At 72.4% G+C, this 21,383-nt stretch carries 20 protein-coding genes; 7 read left to right on the forward strand and 13 right to left on the reverse strand.

All coding sequences use genetic code 11. The features are described from left to right. Positions 1 to 9 precede the first annotated feature (9 nt). Positions 10 to 972 carry a quinone oxidoreductase family protein gene (locus VO99_RS05980; protein ID WP_046111918.1) on the reverse strand — a complete coding sequence of 321 codons (963 nt, stop codon included), beginning with the start codon at positions 970 to 972 and terminating at the stop codon, positions 10 to 12. 138 nt (positions 973 to 1,110) lie between these two features. After that, positions 1,111 to 2,010, reverse strand: coding sequence for a LysR family transcriptional regulator (locus tag VO99_RS05985; protein ID WP_046111919.1), 900 nt, complete (start codon positions 2,008 to 2,010; stop codon positions 1,111 to 1,113). A 116-nt stretch (positions 2,011 to 2,126) separates the two neighbouring features. On the opposite strand from VO99_RS05985, the gene VO99_RS05990 reads away from it, so the two are divergent. From VO99_RS05990 to VO99_RS06010, 5 genes are read left to right on the forward strand one after another with little or no spacing between them, the layout of a single operon-like run. After that, on the forward strand, positions 2,127 to 2,798 hold the full coding sequence (locus VO99_RS05990) for a GntR family transcriptional regulator (protein ID WP_046111920.1): 672 nt from the start codon (positions 2,127 to 2,129) through the stop codon (positions 2,796 to 2,798). After that, entirely contained in the window at positions 2,795 to 4,522 is a 1,728-nt protein-coding gene (gene ilvD / locus VO99_RS05995) for a dihydroxy-acid dehydratase (RefSeq protein WP_046111921.1), read from the forward strand. The genes VO99_RS05990 and ilvD overlap by 4 nt, the downstream gene beginning before the upstream one ends. Next, entirely contained in the window at positions 4,519 to 5,349 is an 831-nt protein-coding gene (locus VO99_RS06000) for a hydroxypyruvate isomerase family protein (RefSeq protein WP_046111922.1), read from the forward strand. The genes ilvD and VO99_RS06000 overlap by 4 nt, the downstream gene beginning before the upstream one ends. Further along, entirely contained in the window at positions 5,346 to 6,308 is a 963-nt protein-coding gene (locus VO99_RS06005; protein ID WP_046111923.1) for an NAD-dependent epimerase/dehydratase family protein, read from the forward strand. Before VO99_RS06000 ends, VO99_RS06005 begins: the two co-directional genes overlap by 4 nt. Before the next feature lie 42 nt (positions 6,309 to 6,350). Then, entirely contained in the window at positions 6,351 to 7,352 is a 1,002-nt protein-coding gene (locus tag VO99_RS06010; protein ID WP_046111924.1) for a Bug family tripartite tricarboxylate transporter substrate binding protein, read from the forward strand. Here the strand turns inward: VO99_RS06010 and VO99_RS06015 are convergent. Continuing rightward, the gene (locus VO99_RS06015) at positions 7,339 to 8,367 is read right to left on the reverse strand and encodes a helix-turn-helix transcriptional regulator (protein ID WP_046111925.1); all 1,029 of its coding nucleotides are present in this window, start codon (positions 8,365 to 8,367) and stop codon (positions 7,339 to 7,341) included. The genes VO99_RS06010 and VO99_RS06015 overlap by 14 nt on opposite strands. Positions 8,368 to 8,452: 85 nt before the next feature. Here VO99_RS06015 and VO99_RS31185 point away from each other — a divergent pair, with 85 nt between their 5' ends. Then, positions 8,453 to 9,685 (forward strand): NIPSNAP family protein, encoded by a 1,233-nt coding sequence (locus VO99_RS31185; RefSeq protein ID WP_232315277.1) that lies wholly within the window; start codon positions 8,453 to 8,455, stop codon positions 9,683 to 9,685. A gap of 21 nt (positions 9,686 to 9,706) precedes the next feature. Here VO99_RS31185 and VO99_RS06030 read toward each other — a convergent pair whose 3' ends face one another. Next, positions 9,707 to 12,259 (reverse strand): PAS domain-containing protein, encoded by a 2,553-nt coding sequence (locus VO99_RS06030; protein WP_083440396.1) that lies wholly within the window; start codon positions 12,257 to 12,259, stop codon positions 9,707 to 9,709. A 78-nt stretch (positions 12,260 to 12,337) separates the two neighbouring features. Then, positions 12,338 to 12,496 carry a hypothetical protein gene (locus tag VO99_RS30145; RefSeq protein ID WP_157039461.1) on the reverse strand — a complete coding sequence of 53 codons (159 nt, stop codon included), beginning with the start codon at positions 12,494 to 12,496 and terminating at the stop codon, positions 12,338 to 12,340. Positions 12,497 to 12,544: 48 nt separating this feature from the next. Here VO99_RS30145 and VO99_RS06035 point away from each other — a divergent pair, with 48 nt between their 5' ends. After that, positions 12,545 to 12,802 carry a helix-turn-helix domain-containing protein gene (locus VO99_RS06035; RefSeq protein WP_046111926.1) on the forward strand — a complete coding sequence of 86 codons (258 nt, stop codon included), beginning with the start codon at positions 12,545 to 12,547 and terminating at the stop codon, positions 12,800 to 12,802. A gap of 2 nt (positions 12,803 to 12,804) precedes the next feature. On the opposite strand, the gene VO99_RS31800 is transcribed toward VO99_RS06035, so the two are convergent. From VO99_RS31800 to VO99_RS06075, 8 genes are all read right to left on the reverse strand, one after another. Further along, positions 12,805 to 14,391: a methyl-accepting chemotaxis protein gene (locus tag VO99_RS31800; protein ID WP_052736124.1), complete on the reverse strand. Its 1,587-nt coding sequence runs from the start codon at positions 14,389 to 14,391 to the stop codon at positions 12,805 to 12,807. A gap of 125 nt (positions 14,392 to 14,516) precedes the next feature. Next, positions 14,517 to 15,419 carry an SDR family NAD(P)-dependent oxidoreductase gene (locus VO99_RS06045; protein ID WP_046111927.1) on the reverse strand — a complete coding sequence of 301 codons (903 nt, stop codon included), beginning with the start codon at positions 15,417 to 15,419 and terminating at the stop codon, positions 14,517 to 14,519. Between the two features lie 19 nt (positions 15,420 to 15,438). After that, on the reverse strand, positions 15,439 to 16,380 hold the full coding sequence (gene kce / locus VO99_RS06050; protein WP_046111928.1) for a 3,5-dioxohexanoate:acetyl-CoA acetone transferase: 942 nt from the start codon (positions 16,378 to 16,380) through the stop codon (positions 15,439 to 15,441). Positions 16,381 to 16,408: 28 nt separating this feature from the next. After that, on the reverse strand, positions 16,409 to 17,143 hold the full coding sequence (locus VO99_RS06055; protein WP_046111929.1) for an ABC transporter ATP-binding protein: 735 nt from the start codon (positions 17,141 to 17,143) through the stop codon (positions 16,409 to 16,411). Continuing rightward, positions 17,140 to 17,907, reverse strand: coding sequence for an ABC transporter ATP-binding protein (locus VO99_RS06060; RefSeq protein ID WP_046111930.1), 768 nt, complete (start codon positions 17,905 to 17,907; stop codon positions 17,140 to 17,142). The genes VO99_RS06055 and VO99_RS06060 overlap by 4 nt, the downstream gene beginning before the upstream one ends. Beyond that, entirely contained in the window at positions 17,904 to 19,175 is a 1,272-nt protein-coding gene (locus VO99_RS06065) for a branched-chain amino acid ABC transporter permease (RefSeq protein WP_232315278.1), read from the reverse strand. Before VO99_RS06065 ends, VO99_RS06060 begins: the two co-directional genes overlap by 4 nt. 4 nt (positions 19,176 to 19,179) lie before the next feature. Next, complete coding sequence (locus VO99_RS06070) at positions 19,180 to 20,121, reverse strand: branched-chain amino acid ABC transporter permease (protein ID WP_046111931.1); 942 nt, start codon at positions 20,119 to 20,121, stop codon at positions 19,180 to 19,182. Positions 20,122 to 20,131: 10 nt separating this feature from the next. Then, entirely contained in the window at positions 20,132 to 21,382 is a 1,251-nt protein-coding gene (locus VO99_RS06075) for a branched-chain amino acid ABC transporter substrate-binding protein (RefSeq protein ID WP_046111932.1), read from the reverse strand. Between the last annotated feature and the right edge of the window lies 1 nt (position 21,383).

Genomic DNA, 21,383 nt, shown 5'->3' on the forward strand with positions numbered 1-21,383 from the left:
GCAGCCGCCTCAGGGCACCAGCACCAGCGCGCCCTGCTTGCTGCGGTCGCGCAGCGCCTCGTGCGCCGCGGCCGCCTGGCGCAGCGGCCAGCGGGTGTACGGCACCTCGCCCAGCACGCCCGAGCGCCAGGCCTGGAACACCGCGGCCGTGGCCTCGGGCAGGCGGCCGGCCAGGTGCGGCGCCATCGGCCCACCCACCAGGCGCACGCCGCGCCGGCTCATCGCCTGCGCATCCACCACCGGCGCGCCGGAAGCCGCGCCGATGGACACGATGGTGCCGCCGTCCTTCACCGCGGCCATCGTGGCCTCGAAGGTGGCGCGGCCCACCAGCTCGTACACCACGTCCACGCCGTCGGGCACCAGGGCCCGCACCTGGGCGCCCAGGTCCGGCGCATCGGAGGCCAGCACATGGTCGATGGCGCCCTCCAGCGCCTGCCGCTTGGCCATGCTGCCGGCGGTGCCGATGACCCGGGCGCCCAGGGCCTTGGCCCAGCGTGCCAGCAGGCCGCCCACCGCGCTGGAGGCGCCCTGCATCAGCACCGTCTGCCCCGCGGCCAGCGCGTGGTAGCCGTGCAGGCCGGCCCAGGCGGTCAGGCCCTTGGTGAGCACCGACGCCACCCGCGCGTCATCCAGGTCGTCGGGCACCTGCACCAGGGCGCTGGCATCGATCAGCCGCACCTGGGTGTCGCTGCCCGGCGCCAGGTAGTAGGCCACCCGCTGGCCCACGCGCAGCGACGGCACGCCGGGGCCCAGCGCCTCGATCACGCCCACGCCTTCCACGCCCGGCACCGAGGGCAGCGGCACCGGGAAGGCACCCTGGCGGAACAAGGTGTCGATGAAGTTGACGCCGATGGCCGAATGGCGCAGCCGCACCTGGCCGGCGCCGGGTTCGCCCACCGGGGCATCGTCCTCCACCTGCAGCACATCGGGGCCGCCGTAGGCGTGGAAACGGATCGTCGTGTTCGGGGTCATGTCTTGGCTCCTGGGCCGGCACAGCACATCGCTGCATGGGCTGCAGCGTAGGAAGGCCCAGGCGGCCGGTGAAGCCTGTTTGATTCGATGGAAAGAATCGGCCCGGCCGATGGACGGCCACGGCGGGCCGCGGGCCGCTCAGGCCTGGGCCTCGGCCTTCAGGCGCGCCAGCAGCCAGCGGCCGGCCGGGCCGGGCGGTGCGTCGTGGCGGTAGGCGGCCAGCATCGCGATGCTGGGCGTGGCGGGCTGGTGCATCTGCAGCGTGATGCGCAGCAGCCGGCCCGCGTCCAGGTCGGCCTGCACCATCTCCTGCGGCATGTGGCCCCAGCCGAAGCCCGCCTTCAGGAAGGCATGCTTGGCCCCCAGGTCGGCCAGGTGCCAGGTGTGGGCGGACAGCACGCCGTAGCTGCGGCCGGCGCTCAGGCTGCTGCGGTCCGTCAGCACCAGCTGCACATGGCGCTCCAGCACGTCGGCGGCCAGCGGGCCGGGCAGGCCGGCCAGGGGATGGCCGGGCGCCACCACGGTGACCATCGGCACCTGCGACAGGTGCTCGCAGCGGATGTTGTCCGGCACCACCGGCAGCGATCCGACGATGCCCAGCTGGCAGCTGCCCTGCAGCACCGGCTGCACCACCGCGCCCAGCGCCTCCACATACAGCCGCAGCGGCGTCTGCGGGAACTGCTGGCGGAAGGCGCCCACCGCGGCGGTGAGCGCACTCATCGGGAACATCACGTCCACCGCCACCGACAGCTCCGGCTCCAGCCCTTCGGACAGCGTGCGGGCGCGGGCCTTGAAGCTGTCCATGCCACCCACCACCACCTTGGCCTCGCCCAGCAGCGCCTTGCCTTCCTCGGTGAGCACCGGGTAGCGCGCGCTGCGGTCGAACAGCGTGACCCGCAGCTGGCCTTCCAGGTTGGCCAGCGTCTGGCTCACCACCGATTGCGCCCGCCTGAGCTTGCGGCCTGCCGCGGAGAAGCTGCCTTCCTCCGCCGCGGCGATGAACACGCGCAGGTGATCCAGCGATACGCCGTCCAGCATGAATGGGTCCGTCCAATGAGATGCGCCGGAATATAGAGGGTTAACCTGAAGCGGCGCCGGCCGGCGCAGCGGCTATCGTCGCGGCACTTTGATCTTTGATCAAAAGTGCCCTGACCATGCCCGCCCACGAACCGCCCCTGACGATCAACGAGACCGTGTACCGCACGCTGCGCGACCAGCTGATGCGCGGCGACTTCGCGGCCGGCCAGTGCCTGGGCATCGAGGAACTGGCCCAGGCGATGAACACCAGCACCATGCCCGTGCGGGCCGCGCTGCAGCGGCTGGCCGAGCAGCAGGCGGTGCAGCGCAGCCGCAGCCGGTCGATGCAGGTGCCGCTGCTGAGCCTGGAGCGGCTGGAAGACATCCGCCGCTGCCGCGTGGTGGTGGAAGGCACGCTCACCGAATGGGCCGTGCCGCACCTAGACGAGGCGCAGGTGGCGCTGCTGGCGCAGCTGGCCCGCAAGATCGCGCAGGCGCTGCGCAGGCAGTCCACGGTGGAGGAAGGCCTGGTGCAGAACCAGCGCTTCCACTTCACCCTCTACCAGGCCGCCCGCTCGCCCTCGATGCTGCCCCTGGTGGAAAGCCTTTGGCTGCAGTCGGGGCCGTACTTGCGCGCCGCGCGCGCGCTGATGCACCGCGCCCGCGGCCAGGACCTGGACTTCCACGACCGCATCCTGCAGGCCATCGTCGATGGCGACGCCGCCGCCGCGCGTGCGGTGATGGAGCAGGACGTGGCCTGGGCCTTCGACCGCCTGCGAGAAGCCCCCGTCAACCTGCTGGCCGCATGACCCCACCCGATCGCCCCCCGCTGCACAAGCACCGCTCCCGCGTCGTCACCGAAGGCATCACGCGGGCGCCGCACCGCGCCTTCCTGCGGGCCACCGGCTTCGACGACGAGGCGCTGGGCAAGTCGGTCGTCGGCATCGTCAGCACCCAGGGCGAGAACACGCCCTGCTCGATGGCGCTGGCGCCGCAGGCCGACCGCGCCCGGCTGGGCGTGGCTGCCGGCGGCGGCGTGCCGGTGCGCTTTTCCACCGTGTCGGTGTCCGACGGCACCTCGATGAACCATGCCGGCATGCGCATGAGCCTGGTCTCGCGCGAGGTCATCGCCGACAGCGTGGAGGTGGCGGTGCGCGGCCATGCGTACGACGGCCTGGTCGCCTTCGCCGGCTGCGACAAGACGCTGCCGGCGATGATGATGGCGCTGGCCCGGCTCAACGTGCCCGGCGTGTTCGTGTACGGCGGCGCCACCCTGCCCGGCCATGCACGCGGTGCGCAGGCCACCATCCTCACCACCATCGAGGCGGTGGGCGCGGTGCAGACCGGCGCGATGACGCCCGAGGCCCTGGCCGCCACCGAGCGCAGCTGCACGCCCACCGCGGGCTCCTGCCCCGGCCAGTTCACCGCCAACACCATGGCAATGGTGGGCGAGACGCTGGGCCTGTCGCCGCTGGGCTCGGCCATGGTGCCGGCGGTGTACAGCGAACGCCTGGCCATCGCCCAGCGGGCCGGCCGGCAGGTGATGCAGACGCTGGCCCGCGGCTGGCCGCTGCCGCGCGACCTGGTCACGCGCCAGAGCCTGGAGAACGCCTGCGCCGCGGTGGCCGCCACCGGCGGCTCGACCAATGCGGCGCTGCACATCCCGGCCATCGCGCACGAGGCCGGCGTGCCCTTCAGCCTGGACGACGTGGCCGCGGTGTTCGAGCGCACGCCGCTCATCGCCGACCTGCAGCCCGGCGGCCGCTACCTGGCGCGCGACCTGCACGAGGTGGGCGGCGTGCCGGTGGTGCTGAAGGCGCTGCTGCAGGGTGGCCACCTGCATGGCGACGTGCCCACGCTGGACGGCCGCAGCCTGGCCGAGGCGCTGGCCGACGCGCCCGAGCCGGACGGCCAGGTGGTGCGCCCATGCAGCCAGGCGCTGCAACCCACCGGCGGCGTGACGGTGCTGCGCGGCAACCTGTGCCCCGAGGGCGCGCTGCTGAAGGTGGCCGGCCTGCGCTCGCTGCAGTTCACCGGACCGGCGCGGGTGTTCGAGGACGAGGACAGCTGCATGGCCGCGGTCTCGGCGCGGCAGTACCAGGCCGGCGAGGTGCTGGTCATCCGCAACGAAGGCCCGCGCGGCGGGCCCGGCATGCGGGAGATGCTCAGCGTCACCGCCGCGATCTACGGCCAGGGCATGGGCGAGGCGGTGGCCCTGCTCACCGATGGCCGCTTCTCCGGCGCCACCCGCGGCATGAGCATCGGCTACGTGGGCCCGGAAGCGGTGCTGGGCGGCCCCATCGCGCTGCTGCGCAGCGGCGACGTGGTCCGCATCGACGCCGCCGCCGGCACGCTCGAGGTGATGCTGCCCGACAGCGAGCTGGCCGCCCGTCGCGCGGCCTGGCAGGCGCCGGCGGCGCCGCGCCTGGGCGGCGTGCTGGAGAAGTACGCGCTGGTGGTGCGCCCGGCGCGCCTGGGCGCGGTCACGCATTCGGGCGCGGTGGACTGGCCCTACGAGGCGCCGGGCCCATGAAGCTGGCCGCCAACCTGCTGCACCTGTACCGGGAGCTGCCGCCGCTGGCGCGTTCGCAGGCCGCCGCGGCCGATGGCTTCGACGGCGTGGAGTGGCCGTTTCCCTATGCGCATGCGCCGGCCGTGGTGGCCGAGCGGCTGCGCTCGGCCGGCCTGCCGCTGGTGCTGCTGAACACGCCGCTGGGCCCCGACGGCGAACCCGGCCTGGCCGCGGTGCCGGGCCGCGAAGCGCAGTTCCGCGACGGGGTGGAACGGGCGCTGGCGATGGCGCAGCACACCGGCTGCCGCCGGCTGCACCTGATGGCCGGCCGGCCGCCCTGCCCGGCGGCCGGTGTTGCAGCCGATGGTGCGGCCCCGCTCGACGCCGCCACCGGCGACCTGCTGCAGCGCCGCCTGCAGTGGGCCGCCGCGCTGGCTGGCCAGGCCGGCGTCATGCTGCTGCTGGAGCCGCTGAACCGCCACGACGCGCCGGGCTATGCCTACCACCGGCCGGCGCAGGTGCTGCCGCTGCTGCGCACGATGGCGCTGCCCGGGCTGCGCCTGCAGTTCGACCTCTACCATGCCGAGCGCGAAGGCCTGCCGCTGCCGCAGGCGCTGCAGGAGGCCGCCGGCTGGATCGGCCATGTGCAGATCGCTCAGGCCCCCGACCGCAGTGCGCCCGACCTGGCCCGGCCAGCCACGGTGCAGGCGCTGCAGGCCCTGGCCGCGCTGGAGGCCGGCGGCTGGCTGGGCCTGGAATACATCCCCCGCGGCCGCACCGCCGACAGCCTGGCCTGGCGCCAGCCGCTGCGCGCGCTGCTGCAGCATGAGCAGGAGCATCCGGCATGAAGGTGCTGATCACCGGCGCCGACGGCTACATCGGCCGCGCCCTGGCCCGCCGCCTGGCCGCCCCCGGCGCGCAGCTGCAGGGCCGGCCCATCGAGCGGCTGCTGCTGTGCGACCTGCGCCTGCCCGCCGCGCCAGCGGCCGGCTGCGTGGCCACGGTGGAGGGCAGCATCGCCGAGGCCGGCGTCATCGAGGCCATCACCAGCGATGCGCCCGACGTGGTCTTCCACCTCGCCAGCATTCCCAGCGGCCAGGCCGAGGCGCAGTACGCGCTCGGCCTGCAGGTCAACGTGCTGGCCACGCTGGCGCTGGCGCAGGCACTGGCGGCGCCTGCTGCACGGCGGCCGGCGCCCACCGTCGTGTTCACCAGTTCCATCGCCGTCTACGGCACGCCGCTGCCCGCGCGCATCGACGACGACACGCCGCTGTGCCCCGCGCTGAGCTACGGTGCGCACAAGCAGATGGCCGAGATCTTCCTGGCCGATGCCACGCGCCGCGGCCACCTGCAGGCACGCATGCTGCGGCTGCCCGGCGTGGTGGCGCGACCGCCCACGCCCACCGGCGCGCTGTCGGCCTTCTCCAGCGAGCTGATGCGCGCGCTGGTGCAGCGCCGGCCGCAGGTGTGCCCGGTGTCGCCGCAGGCCACGCTGTGGCTGCTGTCGCTGCAGGCTTGTCTGGACAACCTGCTGCATGCCGCCGAATGCGCGCCCGACCGGCTGGGCGGCACCGCGGCCTTCAACCTGCCGGCGCTGCATGTGCGCGTCGATGCGCTGGTGCAGGCCTTCGACGCGGCTTTTCCCGGCGCGGCGGCCGGCGTGACCTACCGGCCCGACGAGGCGCTGGAAGCGCAGTTCGGCCGCCTGCCGCCGCTGCACACCGCCCGCGCCGATGCCGCGGGCTTCCGCCATGACGGCAGCCTGCCGGTGCTGGTGCAGCGCGTGGCGGCTGCGCTGGCCGAGTGATCTTTGTGCGCCATGCAGGCGCGATCCACAGGAGACGACACCATGCACACCACGCGACGTGAGTTCATCCGGCGCAGCGCCGCCCTCTCGAGCCTGCCGGGCCTGGGGCTGCTGGGCACGCAGGCGGCCCAGGCCCAGGCGGCCGCGGTCGACGCGCTGCGCATCGTCACCGGCTTCGCGGCGGGCGGCACCTCCGACACCGTGTGCAGGCGCGTGGCCGAAGGCCTGCGCGGCACCTATGCACGCAGCACGCTGGTGGAGAACAAGACCGGCGCAGGCGGGCAGATCGCCATCGCCAGCATGAAGACGGCGCCGGCCGACGGCACCGTGATGCTGCAGACGCCGGCCTCGATGCTCACCATCTATCCGCACATCTACAAGAAGCTGCAGTACGACCCGTTCAAGGACCTGGTGCCGGTGTCGGTGGCCTGCACCTTCGAGTTCGCGCTGGCGGTGGGCCCGTCGGTGCCGGCCTCGGTGACCAACGTGCCCGAGTTCCTGGCCTGGGTGAAGGCCCATCCCGACCAGGCCAACTTCGGCTCGCCGGCCGCCGGCTCCACGCCGCACTTCACCGCCGAGATGCTCAGCCGCGCCGGCAATGCCGCGATGCGCCATGTGCCCTACCGCGGCACGCAGCCGGCGGTGCTGGACCTGACCGGCGGCCAGATCGCCTCGGTCAGTGGCCCGGTCGGCGACTTCCTGCCGCACCTGGCCGGCGGCCGCGTGCGGCTGCTGGGGGTGTCGGGCGCCAAGCGCAGCCGCTTCGTGCCGCAGGTGCCCACCTACGCCGAGCAGGGTTTCAAGGACGTGGTGACCGACGAATGGTTCGCCTTCTACCTGCCGGCCGGCACATCGGCGGAGATGGCCCAGCGCGCCAATGCCGCGATGCGCAGCGCGCTGGCCAAGCCGGAGGTGATCGACGGCCTGTCGGCCATGGGGCTGGAGGCGCGGTCGTCGACCCAGGCCGAGCTGCTGGACATGCAGCGCCGCGACACCGAGCGCTGGGGGCCGGTGGTCAAGGCGGTGGGCTTCACGGCCGAGTAGCGCGCCGAGCGGCCGGCGGAAAGGCCGCGTGCCGCTGGGCCGCCTGCGCCGCCAGCCGCGCCACCTCTGCACGCAGCGTCGGCGGCGCCAGCGCCTCGGCCTCGCCGCCATAACCCAGGATCTGGCGCGCGCCCTGCTCGATGGATTCCAGCGGCAGCTGCACGCAGCACCAGCCTGCGGTCGCCCTGCGGCGCCTGGCCGGCATGGCCTGCGGCATCGGCACTTCGGCGAACCGGCTGCGAGCGTGCCGCAGCCAGTTCAGCGCGCGGGGCGACACCAGCACCTGCGCCTGCAGCGGCCGCAGCCCGGCTTCGAAGCGCTCGGCCGACGCTTGCCAGAAACCCGCCAGGTCGAAGCCGCGCGGCCGCCTGAAGCCGGTGCGCTGCACCTGCAGCGACTGCATGCTGGCCAGCCGGTAGGTGCGCACCTCGGCCGGCCCCGGCCCCTTGCCCACGCCGCGTGCCACCAGGTACCAGGCGCCCGCCTTCAGCACCAGGCCCAGCGGCTCCAGCTCGCGCTGCGAAGGCCCGCGCCAGCTGGTGTAGTCGATGCGGATGCGCCGGCCGCGCCACACCGCATCGGCCGCCTCGCGCAACCAGGCCGGTGCCTCGGCGGTGCGGTACCAGTCCAGCGGATCGATGTGCAGCCGCTCCGCCACGGTGGACGCGGCACTGCGCAGCGGCGCCGGCACGCTGGCCACCAGCTTCAGCCGGGCCGATGCGGCCGCGTTGCCCAGGCCCAGTTCCATCGCCGGGCCGGGCAGGCCCGCCAGCAGCAGTGCGCTGGCCTCGGCCTCGTTCATGCCGGTGAGCTGGGTGGTCCAGCCCGGGCGCAGCTGGAAGCCGCCCTGCCGCCCACGCTCGCCCCACAGCGGCACGCCGGCGGCGGAGAGCTGGTCGATGTCGCGCAGGATGGTGCGCTCCGACACCTCCAGCGCCCGCGCCAGCGCACCGGCGGTGCAGCGGCCCCGCGCCTGCAGCAGCATCAGGATGGACAGCAGGCGGCTGGCTTTCATGGGTGGGTCTGCGAAATCACGACAGGCCTTGTCATGTTATGCGCCGCAGCATGCGGGCCTTGACCTCATCCACAGGAGCCACCGCATGGCCATCAACGATTTCAACTTCCTCGTCGGCCGCTGGACGTCCCGCCAGCGCCGCCTGCTGCACCGCCTGCAGGGCAGCCAGGAGTGGGAAAGCTTCAGTGGCCGCTCCGAGGTGCAGCAGCTCCCCGGCGGCCTCATCAACTTCGACACCCTGGAGGCCGAAGGCTGGCGGCCGGGCTGGGTGGGCATGTCGCTGCGGGTGTTCAACATCGCCACCGGGCTGTGGAGCATCCATTGGCTGACCCACGACGGCGATGGGATCGATGCCGCCGGCCGGCTGTCGCCACCGGTGGTCGGCCGCTTCGAGGGCGACCACGGCGTGTTCGAGGGCGAGGATGAGTGCGACGGTCGCCCGGTGCGCGTGCGCTTCGAGTGGCAGCGCCAGGGCGCCGACCGCGCCCGCTGGCAGCAGGCCTTCTCGGCCGACGGCGGCCGCAGCTGGGAGGTGAACTGGGTCATGGAGTTCGAGCGCGAGCCCTCCGCGACGCCGCCGGTGGCCGAGGCCCCCATGCCCATCGACTGCGAGGTGGTGGAGCTGCGCCGCTACCGGCTGCACCCCGGCCAGCGGGAACGCCTGGTCGCGCTGTTCGACACCCAGCTGGTGGAGCCCCAGGAAGAAGCCGGCATGGTGGTGATGGGCCAGTTCCGCGACCTGGATGCAGCCGACCGCTTCGTCTGGCTGCGCGGCTTCGCCAACATGGCCGTGCGGCGGCAGGCGCTGCAGGCCTTCTATGGCGGGCCGGCATGGCAGCGGCACCGGCAGGCGGCCAATGCCACGATGATCGATTCCGACGACGTGCTGCTGCTGCGGCCGGCCTGGCCGGGCGCCGGCGTGGCGATGCAGGGCCGCCGCCGGCCCGCAGGCCCGGTGCGCATGGCCCCCGCCGGCCTGCTGCAGGCCTGCATCCTGCCGCTGCGCGAGCCGGCCCCGCCGGCCCTGCTGGACTTCTGCCGCCACGCGATGGCGCCCTGCCTGCAGGCCGGTGGCGCGCAGGTGCTGGGCTGGTACGTCACCGAGCCCACGCCCAATGACTTCCCCCGGCTGCCGGTGCACCAGGACGAACCGCTGCTGGTGGGCCTGGCGATGTTCCCGCAGGCGGCCGCGTTCGATGCCTTCGTGCAGGGTGGAAGCTGGGCCCGCCAGGTGCAGCCCGGGCTGGCTGGGTGGCTGGCCGGCACGCCGCAGGTCCACCGGCTGGTGGCCACGGCCCGCTCCGCGCTGCACGGCTGAGCGGCCGCGCGCGGCCCCGCGTCAGCCCGGCACGTCCAGCACCTCGCGCACCCGCGCGGCCAGCTGGTCGATGGTGAAAGGCTTGCCGATGAGCTGCACGCCGGCATCCAGCACGCCGTTGTGCACCACCGCGTTGCGGGTGTAGCCGGTGGTGAACAGCACCCGCAAGCCCGGCCGGCGGCGCACCGCCTCGTCGGCCAGCTTGCGGCCGTTCACCTCGGGCATCACCAGGTCGGTGAACAGCAGCGCGATGTCGGGATGGGCCTCCAGCAGCAGCAGCGCCGCGGCCGCGCCGTCGGCCTGTAGCACGTGGTAGCCCAGCTCCTGCAGCGCCTCCACCGAGAACTGCCGCACCGCCGGCTCGTCCTCCACCACCAGCACCGTCTCCCGGCCATCGGCCAGCGGCATCGCGCGGGCGGGGCGGGCGGGCACTTCGTCGGCCACCGGGCCGGCCAGCCGCGGCAGGTAGATCTTGGCCGAGGTGCCCTGCCGCAGCTCCGAATACATCATCACGTGGCCCCCGGACTGCTTGACGAAGCCGTACACCTGGCTCAGGCCCAGGCCGGTGCCGCGGCCCACCTCCTTGGTGGTGAAGAAGGGATCGAAGGCCTTGGCCATCACCTCGGGCGACATGCCGGTGCCGGTGTCGCTGACGGCGATGAGCACGTACTGCCCGGCCATCAGGCCCGGGGTGTCGGCCACATAGCGTTCGTCCAGGTGGCAATTGGCCGTCTCGATGGTCAGGCGCCCGCCCTCGGGCATCGCGTCGCGGCCGTTGACGGCCAGGTTGAGGATGGCGCTCTCCAGCTGGTTGGGGTCCACGTGCGCGCGCCACAGGCCGCCGGCCAGCACCGTCTCCAGCATCACCGCGCCGCCGAGCGAATGGCGCAGCAGGTCGGACATGCCGGCCACCAGCTTGTTCACGTCCACCGCCACCGGCTGCAGCGGCTGCTGGCGCGAGAAGGCCAGCAAGCGCTGGGTGAGCTGGGCCGCGCGGCGGGCGCCCTCGCGCGCCGCCTCCACATGGCGGGCGGCGCGGGCATCGTCGCCTACGAAGCGGCGGGCCAGCAGGTCCAGCGAGCCGATCACCACCGCCAGCATGTTGTTGAAGTCGTGCGCGATGCCGCCGGTGAGCTGGCCCACCGCCTCCATCTTCTGCGACTGGCGCAGCGCCGCCTCGGTGCGCAGGCGCTCGGCCACCTCGCTGGCAACGCGGCGCTCCAGCGTGTCGTTCAGCTCGCGCAGCGCCAGCTCCGCCTGGTGGCGCTCGGTGACGTCCTGGAACAGCACCGCCACCTGCCGGCGCGAGGCCGGCTCCACCCGGAAGGCGGCCAGCTCCAGGTAGCGGCCGGTCTTCTCCAGCTCGCGCTCGAAGCGCAACGGCTCGCCGGTGAGCAGCACCTCGCGGTAGATGCGCACCCAGCCCTCGGCCTCCAGCGGCACCATGTCGCGCACCCGCCGGCCCACCACGTCGTCGATGCCGGCATTGGCGGTGAAGGCCGGATTGGCCACCACGTGCACATAGTCACTCAGCGGGCCATGCGGGCCGTCGAGGAACTCGATGATGCAGAAGCCCTCGTCCATCGCATCGAACAGGGTGCGGAACTGGCGCTCGCTTTCGCGCAGCGCGGCCTCCGAGGCGCGGCGCTCGCTCAGGTCCTGCATGGCGCCGATCATGCGCAGCGCCCGGCCTTGCGCATCACGCAGCACGGTGCCGCGGTCCAGGATCTCGGCATGGCTGCCGTCGGCACGGCGGAAGCGGTACTCCTCGGTCCAGCTGCTGCCGCCGCCCTCGATCACCGCATGGATGTCGGCCTCGACGCGGGCACGGTCGTCGGGATGGATGTGCGCCAGCCACCAGTCGGCGGTGGTCTCCTTCAGCGCATGGCCGAACAGCGTGGCCAGTGCCTCGTTCCACACCACCTGCCCGTCGGACAGCCGCCAGTCCCACACCGCGTCGTTGGTGGCCAGCACGGCCAGCCGGTAGCGTTCCTCGGTCTCGGTCTTCTGCGCCTGCCGCAGCCGGGCCTCCGCCTCGCTGCGCACCAGGTCCTGCAGCGCCTGCACCTTGGCGGTGGTTTCCCACACGCTGCAGATCACGCCGCGCACCGTGCCATCGAGGTCGCGCAGCGGCGAATAGGAGAAGGAGAACCAGGCCGGCTCGTCGCGCCCCTGGCGCCGCACCTGCAGCGGCAGGTCCTCCCGGTACAGGCCCTGGCCGGACAGCGCGCTGTCGATCAGCGGCCCGATCTCGGGCCAGATCTCCGACCACACCTGCCGCAGCGGCGCGCCCATCGCCTGCGGATGCTTGTCCTGCAGGATCAGCGCGTAGGGCTCGTTGTAGACCATGGACAGCGCGTCGCCCCAGCCCAGCCACATGGGCACCGGCGTGTCCAGCATCAGAGAGACGGCCGAGCGCAGCGCCGGCGGCCAGGCCGTGGGCGGGCCCAGGGCGCTGGCATGCCAGTCGGGCTCGGTCAGCAGGGGGGCGGTGGCGGTGCCATCGGCCAGGAAGTGCGGCGAGCCGGGCGGCGTACTGCCAGGGCGCCGTGGGATCGCGCAATCTTCGGTCATGCCGTCTTGCCCGGTGCTTGCCGTCCGGGGGCGGGAGGTGGGACGGGCCATTCTGGCCCACCCGGGGGCGGACTGCTTTCAGGGCGCCAGCGGCAGCGCCGGGCGCACCCGCGAACCGCCCGGCGGTGACTGCTCCAGGGCCAGCGTGCCGCCGGCCAGGCGCAGCAGCTCGCCGGCGATGGGAAGGCCCAGGCGGCTGCCGGGCTGGGTCTTGTCCAGCCGGCGACCAGCCGACAATCGGCGCCCCGGCGCTGACGTCCAGCACCGGCCACCCGGGACGGCTCCATGGCGCAAGGCAAACGCATCTCCACCGACATCGACGACAGCGCGCTGGCGGCCATCAAGGCCCTGGGCGCGGCCGCCCGGCAGGCCCGCACGGCCGCCGGCGAAGGCCAGGCGCTGGCCGCCGGCCGGCTGGGGGTGCATGTGCAGACCATCGCCCGCATCGAGGCGGGCGAGCCCGGCGTGGCCATCGGCCATGTGATGGGGCTGCTGGCGCTGTACGGCCTGTCGGCACGGCTGGAAGGGCCGGCGGTGGCGTGAGCTCAGCCCACGTGGGCAGCCGGCTGGCCCGGCTCGGTGCGGAACACCGACACCGTGGCCACCAGCTGGCCGGCCTGGTTGCGCAGGCTTTCGGCGGCGGCGGCGCTCTCCTCCACCAGCGCGGCGTTCTGCTGCGTCACCTGGTCCAGCTGCGTCACCGCGTCGTTGACCTGGCCGATGCCCTGCGTCTGCTCCTGCGTGGCCGAGCCGATCTCGCCGAGCAGGTCGCTCACGCGGCGCACCTGGCTGACGATCTCGTCCATCGTGCGGCCGGCATCGGCCACCAGCGTGGCGCCGCGCTCCACCTTCTCGACGCTGGCGCCGATCAGGCTCTTGATCTCCTTGGCCGCCTCGGCCGAGCGCTGGGCCAGGGTGCGCACCTCGCCGGCCACCACCGCAAAGCCGCGGCCCTGCTCGCCGGCGCGGGCGGCTTCCACCGCCGCGTTCAGCGCCAGGATGTTGGTCTGGAAGGCGATGCCGTCGATCACCGAGATGATGTCGGCGATGCGGCGGCTGCTCTCGGTGATGTCGTCCATGGTGGAGACCACCTGGCCCACCACCTCGCCACCCTGGCCGGCCACCTGGCTGGCCGAGCTGGCCAGCTGCGCCGCCTGGCGGGCGGTGTCGGCGTTGTTCTTCACCGTGGCATTGAGCTGCTCCATCGAGGCGGCCGTCTGCTGCAGGTTGCTGGCCTGTTCCTCGGTGCGCTGCGACAGGTCGGCATTGCCGGTGGCGATCTGCGAGGCGCCGGTGGCGATGCTGTCGGAGCCGGCACGGATGTCGCCCACGATGCGCAGCAGGGACTGCTGCATCTCCTGCATTGCGGCCAGCAGGCTGTCGCGGTCGCCGCTGCGCAGCCGCACCGGGGCCGACAGGTCGCCCTGGGCGATGCGGCGCACCACCTCGGCCGCGTACTGCGGCTCGCCGCCCAGCTGCCGCACCACGCTGCGCGTCAGGCCCACCGCGGCGCCGATGCCCATGAGCAGCGCCAGCAGCGTGCCGCCGACCATGGCCAGCCGGCCGTTGCGGTAGCTGGCGGCGGCCTCCTGCGCCGATTCGCGGTTGAGCTGGTCGATCAGGGTCGTCAGCTCGCCGATGGTCCGCAGCCATTCCTGCTCCACCGGCAGCACCTCGTTCAGCAGCGTGGCCAGCGTCTCCTCGGCCTTGTTCTGCAGGCCCAGCTGGGCCGCCTTGTCGATCAGCGGCTGGGTGCGCTCCTGCAGCTGGTCGATCTTGGCCAGCAGCGCCATCTCCTGCGGCGTGCCCCCGGAGTCCTTGTACAGCCGCGCGAGCTCGGCGCGGGCATTGGCATAGTCGGCGCGCAGCTTGGGCAGGCGCTCGAACTCGGCCGCCATCTGCTTCTCGTCGGTCATCAGGCCCAGGTTGCGCACCAGCGCGGCCACGCGGTTGGTGGACAGGCGCATCTCCATGGCGCGGGCGTATTGCACGTTGTTCACCTGCACGATGTCGTCCAGGGCGGCCTGCGTGCTGGCCATGCGCGTGACGCCGAGGACCGACACCGCCACCATCGTGGTGAGGATGGCGCCGAAGCCCAGGCCCAGGCGCGTCGAAAGGGAAATGCTGTTCACGTGAACCACCTGCCAGAAATTGAAAATGCACCCTGTTGGGGCGCCCTTCCCGATTTCGGGCAGCAGGTGGCGGTATTGAGGACCGCGTGGCAACTGTTACGGAGGCGCGGCCGCCGCCGCTGCTGTTACAAGGCCGACGCCTTGGCCACCTCCAGCTCGTACTGCTCCCAGCCCTGGCGGGGCACCCGCTCGCCCTCGCGGGCCGCCACCTCGCCCAGCCGGGCCGCCAGCCGCTGCGCGACCGCACCATCGTCGGCCAGGGCGATGCCGCGGGTCATGGTCACGTGGGCGCATTCGAAGCTGCCGGCACCGGCCAGCAGGATGCTGCGCGTGGGCGCATCGTCGGCGGCCAGCACCACCACGGCCGGGCTCACCCGCTCGGGCGTCAGGCGGGCCAGGGCCTCGGGCGGCAGCAGGCCTTCGGTCATGCCGGTGGCGGCGCTGGGTGCGAGGCAGTTGACGCGGATGCCATGGCGCTCCCCCTCGATGGCCAGCGTCTGCATCAGGCCCACCAGCGCCATCTTGGCCGCGCCGTAGTTGGCCTGGCCGAAGTTGCCGTACAGGCCTGACGACGAGGTGGTGAACACGATGCGGCCATGCCGCTGTTCCTGCATCGTGGCCCACACGGCCTTGCTGCAGTTCACGGAGCCCATCAGGTGCACCTCCAGCACCAGGCGGAACTCGTCGAGCGTCATCTTGGCGAAGCTGCGGTCGCGCAGGATGCCGGCGTTGTTGACCAGGATGTCCAGCCGGCCCCAGGTGGCCAGCGTGTGCTCGGCCATGGCCTGCACCTGCTCGAAGCGGGTGACGTCGCCCAGCCGCACCAGGGCCTGGCCACCCTGCGCGGCGATCTCCCCGGCCACCGCCTGCGCGGCCGCCTCGCCCTGCGGCGTGGGCGGCTCGTTGAGCACCACCCGCGCACCGTGGCGCGCCAGTTCCAGCGCATGGGCGCGGCCCAGCCCGTTGCCTGCGCCGGTGACCACGGCCACCCGGCCGTCCAGCATCCTGCGGTTCGTCTCGTCGTTCATCGTCTGCATCGTCCTGCGTTCAGAAAGCCACGGCCTGGGCGCCCTTCAGGCCCAGCATCGCCCGCGCCTCGGCCGGCGTCGCCACGTCCAGCGACAGCTCGTCGAGGATGCGGCGGATCTTGCGCACCTGCTCCGCGCTGGTCATGGCCAGCTGGCCGCGGCCGAGGTAGAGGCTGTCCTCCAGTCCCACGCGCACGTTGCCGCCCAGCACCGCGCCCATGGTCAGCAGCGGCATCTGGTGGCGCCCCGCGCCCAGCACCGAGAAGCGGTACTGGCCGCGGCCGAACAGGCGGTCGGCGGTGGTCTTCATCGTCATCAGGTTCTCGGGGTCGGGGCCCAGGCCGCCGAGGATGCCGAAGATGCCCTGGATGAACAGCGGCCCCTTCACCAGGCCCTCGTCGACGAAGTGCGCCAGGTTGTACAGGTGGCCGATGTCGTAGCACTCGAACTCGAAGCGGGTGCCGGCCTCCTCGCCCAGCACCCGCAGGATGTGGCGGATGTCGGCGAAGGTGTTGCGGAAGATCAGGTCCTCCATGCCTTCCACGTACGGCTTTTCCCACGCGTGCTGCCACTCGGTGATGCGGCGCGCCACCGGGTGGATGGAGAAGTTCATCGAGCCCATGTTCAGCGAGCACATCTCGGGCTTCGCGATCAGCGGATAGGCCAGCCGCTCGGCCAGCGTCATGCGGGTGCTGCCGCCGGTGGTGATGTTGATGACCGCATCGCAGGCGTCGCGGATGCGCGGCACGAACTGCGCGAACACCGCCGGGTCGGCGGTGGGCCGGCCATCGGCCGGATCGCGGGCATGCAGGTGCAGGATGGCCGCGCCGGCCTCGGCCGCCTCGATCGCCTGCTCGGCGATCTGGTCGGGCGTGAGCGGCAGGTACGGCGACATCGTGGGCGTGTGCACCGAGCCGGTGACGGCGCAGGAGATGATGACCTTGTCGTTGGGATATGGCATGTCGGGCCCTGGTGGAGTGGAAGGAGGGCTACACCGCCAGCCACTGCGCCAGCAGCGCGGTGTCGGCCTGCAGCGCCTGCGGCGTGCCCTCGAAGACGATGTGGCCGTGGCCCATCACGAACACGCGGCTGGAAACCTTCATCGCGATGGCCAGCTTCTGCTCCACCAGCACCACCGCCACGCCGCGGCGGTGCATGTCCTGGATGCATTCGCTGACCTGGGCCACGATCCTGGGCGCCAGGCCTTCGGTGGGCTCGTCGATCAGGATCACGCGCGGGTTGCCGAGCAGCGAACGGCAGATGGTGAGCATCTGCTGCTCGCCACCCGACAGGCTGCCGGCCGGCGTGTGGCGGCGTTCCTTCAGCCGCGGGAAGTAGTCGAACATCTGCGCCAGCGTCCAGCGCGGCGCGCCTGCGGTCGGCGGCTGCTCGCCCATGTGCAGGTTCTCTTCCACGCTGAGGTTGGCGAACACCTCGCGCTCCTCCGGCACGTAGGCGATGCCGGCGCGGCAGATGGCATGCGGCCGCTGGCCGGCCAGCGCACGGCCGCCCAGCCGCACCTGCCCGCCGGTGGGCGGCACCAGGCCCATGATGGCCTTGAGCGTGGTGGAGCGGCCCGAGCCGTTGCGGCCCAGCAGGCTCACCACCTCGCCGGGCCGCACGGACAGGCTCACACCGCGCAGGATGTGGCTCTTGCCGTAGTGGGCCTGCAGCTGGTCCACCTGCAGCAGCGTTGTGTCGTCGGGCGTCCCGACCGCGTTCATGCCGCCACCTCCGCATCCTGCGGCTCGCCCAGGTAGGCCTCGCGCACCGCGGGGTCGTTGCGGATCTCCTGCGGCGTGCCGGTGGCGATCACCTGCCCGTACACCAGCACGCTGATGCGGTCGGCCAGCGCGAACACCACGTCCATGTCGTGCTCCACCAGCAGCAGCGCACGGCCCTGGGTCACCTCGCGGATCAGGGCCAGCGTGTGGCCGGTCTCCTCGGTGGACATGCCGGCCATCGGCTCGTCCAGCAGGATCACGCGCGGGTCGCTGGCCAGCGTCATCGCCAGCTCCAGCGAGCGCTGGCCCGAGTACGACAGCTCCCCCGCCAGCTCCTGCGCATGCCGCTGCAGCCGCACCTGCTCCAGCAGCCGGTCGGTCTCCTCGCCCAGCACGGCGATGCGGTCCACAGGGCGCCAGAAGGTGTACTGCAGGCCGTGGCTGCGCATCACCGCCAGGCGGATGTTCTCGAACACGCTGAGCCTGGGAAAGATGTTGGTGATCTGGAACGAGCGCGCCAGCCCGCGCCGGTTGATGCGCTGCGGCGGCAGCCCGTCGATGCGGCGTCCCTCGAACCGCACCTCGCCCGCGGAAGGCCGCAGGTTGCCGGAGACCAGGTGGAACAGCGTGGACTTGCCGGCGCCGTTGGGGCCGATGACGGCACGGCGTTCACCGGGCGGCAGCTCCAGGTCGATGCCGCGGATGATCTCGGTGGCGCCGAAGGACTTGCGCAGCCCGCGGATGGAAAGAATGGATTCGGTCATGCGGCGTCGCGCTCCTGCAAGGCAGTGATCCGTTGGTGGGCCAGCCGGGCCAGCGCCGCGCCGGCGGCCAGCAGCACCAGCGGCAGCAGCCAGGTGCTCACGGCATCGGGCGCCCAGGCGCGGCCGAAGAGCTGCAGCGGCGGCCAGCCTTCCTGCATGCGCGCCAGCGCGCGCCAGTCCTGCGAGCACAGCCGCTGCAGAGCCTCCAGCAGGAACACGCCGCCCGCGGCCAGCAGCAGCGCTGCGGCCATGCCGGCCGCCACGGCAGGCAGCACCGGCGCCGCGCCATGCCGGCGCAGCAGCCTGGCAGTGGCGGTGAACACGCCGGTGATGCCCTGCGGCACGAACAGCATCACCAGCACGAACAGCACGCCCTGGTACAGCAGCCACAGCTGGGTGGTGTCGGACACCGCATAGCCGAAGAAGGTCATCACCGCCGCGCCGAGCGCGGGCCCCAGGAAGGTACCCACGCCGCCGATGTAGCTGTTGAGCACCACCGCGGCCGACACGCTGGCGTTGAACACCACGTAGTTCACCGCCTCGTTGCTCAGCACCTGCAGCCCGCCCGCCACGCCCGAGAACATGGCCGACAGCGCAAAGGCCGACACGCCCAGACCGTGCACGTCGTAGCCCAGGAAGCGCAGCCGGTGCGCGTTCTCGCGCAGGCCCAGCGTGAGGCGGCCCAGCGGCGTGCGGCTGTGGAACCACAGCGCCGCCAGCGACAGCAGCACCCAGCCCAGCACCACGTAGTACACCTGCACGGTGGAGCCGAAGTCGAAGCCCCAGGCCGGCATGCGCATGGTGGACACGCCCGATTCACCGCCGAACCAGCCGGGCAGCTGCGGCGCCAGCGAATGCAGCAGCTCGGCGATGGCCAGCGTGATCATCGCGAAGGCGGTGCCCGCGCGCTGGGTGGCGAACCAGCCCGCCACCACGCCCACCGCCAGGCCCACCAGGCCGCCCACCAGCGGCAGCAGCGGCGTGGGCAGCAGGCCGGCGCCGCCCAGCGCATTCATTGCGTGCGCGGTGGCGAAGGCACCCACGCCGAAATAGGCCGCATGGCCGAAGGACAGCATGCCGGCACGGCCGCTGAGCAGGCTGTAGGCACAGGCGAACAGCGCCGAGATCAGCATCTGCACCGATGCATTGAGCAGGCCGCTGCTGAGCAGCGCCGGCAGCGCCAGCAGCAGCGCGACCAGCAGGCCGAGCGGCAGCAGCGCCGGCATGGACACGGCGGGGCCGGCCAGGGGCAGGGAATGGCTGCGCATCACGTCAGGCCTTCTCGCCCATGAGGCCTTGCGGCCGCACCAGCAGGATGAGCAGCATCAAGGCGAACGGCAGCGTGGCCGCCAGGCTGGACAGCTTGAGCGTGAGCAACCCGCCGATGCCTTCGGCCCAGGCGCCCGCGCCCACCAGGCCCAGCGCATCGGCCAGGCTGGCATCCACGCCCACCGCGAAGGAGGTGACGATGCCCAGCAGCAGCGAGGCCACCATGGCCCCGCCCAGCGAGCCCAGGCCGCCCACCACCACCACCACGAACACCATCACGCCGATCTCCAGCGCCATGTTGGGGCTGGTGGTGTAGAAGGCGCCGGCCACCGCGCCGGCCAGGCCGGCCAGCAGCGCGCCCACGCCGAACACGCCCATGAACACCCGCTGCACGTTGTGGCCCAGCGCCTCGGCCATCTGCGGCTTGTAGATGGCCGAGCGCACCACGATGCCCACCCGCGTGCGGGTCAGCAGCAGGTACACGGCGCCGAACATCACCAGCGCCACGCCGCCCATCAGCAGCCGGTACAGCGGGTACTGCTGCGCGCCGATGGCAAACGCCGGGCCGTCGAGCGCGGCCGGCACGCGGTAGTCGACAGGATGGTTGCCGAAGAAGAGCTTGATCAGCTCGGCGATGATGAAGGACAGGCCGAAGGTGAGCAGCAGCTCGTGCGCATGGCCGTGGCGGTGCACCCGCCGCAGGAAGAAGCGCTCCACCGCCATGCCCACCGCGCCGGCCAGCAGCGCGGCCGCCACCACCGCGAAGCCGAAGCCCAGCCAGGGCTGCAGCGTGAACGCGAAGTACGCGCCCAGCATGTAGAAGGAGGCATGGGCGAAGTTCAGCACGCCCATCATCCCGAAGATCAGCGTCAGCCCGGCCGACACCATGAACAGCAGCAGGCCGTAGATGGTGCCGTTGAGCAGCGCGAAGACGATCGCATCCATCGCGCGGCCCTCAGCGCGGGCGCTGCATCTTGCAGCCGGCCTGCACCGGCGCGGCCACCTCTTCGGCGGTGAACACCCGCACCGGCTTGAAGCCCATGTCGGTGCCGTCCACCTTGTACTTGGCGTCCTTGCTCACCATCGACACCACCATCGGCAGCATCACCTGGTGGTCGGCCGCGCGCATGCTCATCTCGCCGATGGGGGTCTTGAGCCGTGCCGTCTCCAGCGCGGCGGCGAAGGCGTTGACGTCCAGCGCGCCGTTGCGCGGCGCGGTGCGCTTGAGCGCCTGGCCCACCATCTCCAGGCCGAACACCGTCTGCGGCTCGATGAACACCGGGTCGTGGCCGGTCCTGGCGCGGTAGTCGGCCACGAAGCGCTCGCCCTCGGCGCCGCCCGCCTCGGGATTGAAGGCATGGGCCACGAAGTGCCCCACCGCCAGGTCGCCGGCATTCGACAGGTTGCCCGGCTGGTCGAGGTACACGGTGCCGAAGCGCGCCTTCAAGCCCGCGGCCTTGGAGGCCTTCATCAGCAGCAGCAGGTCGTTGGACCAGTTGCCGGTGAGCACGGTGTCGGCGCCGGAGGCCACGATCTTGGCCACGTAGGGCGCGAAGTCCTGGATCTTGTTGACGTCGTGCAGCGTCTTGTCCACCACCTGGTAGCCGCCGGCGGCAGCGGCGTCCACGATGGCGCGCTCCATGTCCTGGCCCCAGCTGTAGTTCTGGTTGATGGCGTAGACCTGGTCGCCCAGGGCCTGGGCCTGCTTCATCGCCTGCACCAGCGCCTTGGTGCGCAGCGGCGCATTGCCGGCGAAGCGGAAGTGGTGGAAGTTGCACTTGTCGCCGGTGAGTTCCTGCGCCTCGGCGCCCACGTTGATGTAGACCAGCTCCTTGCCCGCATTGCGCAGGTTGTGCTTGCGCACGTCCTCGGTGATCTGCCCGCCGATGGCCGACGAGGCGCCCTGCACCACGATCTGCACGCCGTCGGCGATGGCGGCCTTCAGCTTGTCGGAAGCACCGGCCGGGCCGCCCTGGTTGTCGTACTCCAGCACCTGCACCGGCTCGCCGTTCCAGCCGCCGGCGGCATTGATCTTCTCCACCGCATAACGCACCGCGGCGCGGTAGGCCAGGCCGGAGGAGGCCTGCGGGCCCGAGAGCGTCTCCAGCACGCCGATCTTCACCGGCGCGGCCTGGGCCAGGCCGGCCAGCAGCAGTGCGAGGGGCGCCAGGGCGGCGGCGGTCTTGGGGCGGGGATGGCGGTTCATG

Source organism: Aquincola tertiaricarbonis, assembly GCF_000969605.1.
Lineage (GTDB): Bacteria > Pseudomonadota > Gammaproteobacteria > Burkholderiales > Burkholderiaceae_C > Aquincola > Aquincola tertiaricarbonis.

Coding starts and splice junctions, on each gene's coding strand:
- VO99_RS06070 (WP_046111931.1), bottom strand. CDS start 20,121: ATGGATGCGATCGTCTTCGCGCTGCTCAACGGCACCATCTACGGCCTG.
- ilvD (WP_046111921.1), top strand. CDS start 2,795: ATGACCCCACCCGATCGCCCCCCGCTGCACAAGCACCGCTCCCGCGTC.
- VO99_RS06065 (WP_232315278.1), bottom strand. CDS start 19,175: ATGCGCAGCCATTCCCTGCCCCTGGCCGGCCCCGCCGTGTCCATGCCG.
- VO99_RS06060 (WP_046111930.1), bottom strand. CDS start 17,907: ATGACCGAATCCATTCTTTCCATCCGCGGGCTGCGCAAGTCCTTCGGC.
- VO99_RS06000 (WP_046111922.1), top strand. CDS start 4,519: ATGAAGCTGGCCGCCAACCTGCTGCACCTGTACCGGGAGCTGCCGCCG.
- VO99_RS05990 (WP_046111920.1), top strand. CDS start 2,127: ATGCCCGCCCACGAACCGCCCCTGACGATCAACGAGACCGTGTACCGC.
- VO99_RS06030 (WP_083440396.1), bottom strand. CDS start 12,259: ATGACCGAAGATTGCGCGATCCCACGGCGCCCTGGCAGTACGCCGCCC.
- VO99_RS06015 (WP_046111925.1), bottom strand. CDS start 8,367: ATGAAAGCCAGCCGCCTGCTGTCCATCCTGATGCTGCTGCAGGCGCGG.
- VO99_RS06035 (WP_046111926.1), top strand. CDS start 12,545: ATGGCGCAAGGCAAACGCATCTCCACCGACATCGACGACAGCGCGCTG.
- VO99_RS06005 (WP_046111923.1), top strand. CDS start 5,346: ATGAAGGTGCTGATCACCGGCGCCGACGGCTACATCGGCCGCGCCCTG.
- VO99_RS06055 (WP_046111929.1), bottom strand. CDS start 17,143: ATGAACGCGGTCGGGACGCCCGACGACACAACGCTGCTGCAGGTGGAC.
- VO99_RS31185 (WP_232315277.1), top strand. CDS start 8,453: ATGGCCATCAACGATTTCAACTTCCTCGTCGGCCGCTGGACGTCCCGC.
- VO99_RS05985 (WP_046111919.1), bottom strand. CDS start 2,010: ATGCTGGACGGCGTATCGCTGGATCACCTGCGCGTGTTCATCGCCGCG.
- VO99_RS06075 (WP_046111932.1), bottom strand. CDS start 21,382: ATGAACCGCCATCCCCGCCCCAAGACCGCCGCCGCCCTGGCGCCCCTC.
- VO99_RS06045 (WP_046111927.1), bottom strand. CDS start 15,419: ATGAACGACGAGACGAACCGCAGGATGCTGGACGGCCGGGTGGCCGTG.
- VO99_RS06010 (WP_046111924.1), top strand. CDS start 6,351: ATGCACACCACGCGACGTGAGTTCATCCGGCGCAGCGCCGCCCTCTCG.
- VO99_RS05980 (WP_046111918.1), bottom strand. CDS start 972: ATGACCCCGAACACGACGATCCGTTTCCACGCCTACGGCGGCCCCGAT.
- kce (WP_046111928.1), bottom strand. CDS start 16,380: ATGCCATATCCCAACGACAAGGTCATCATCTCCTGCGCCGTCACCGGC.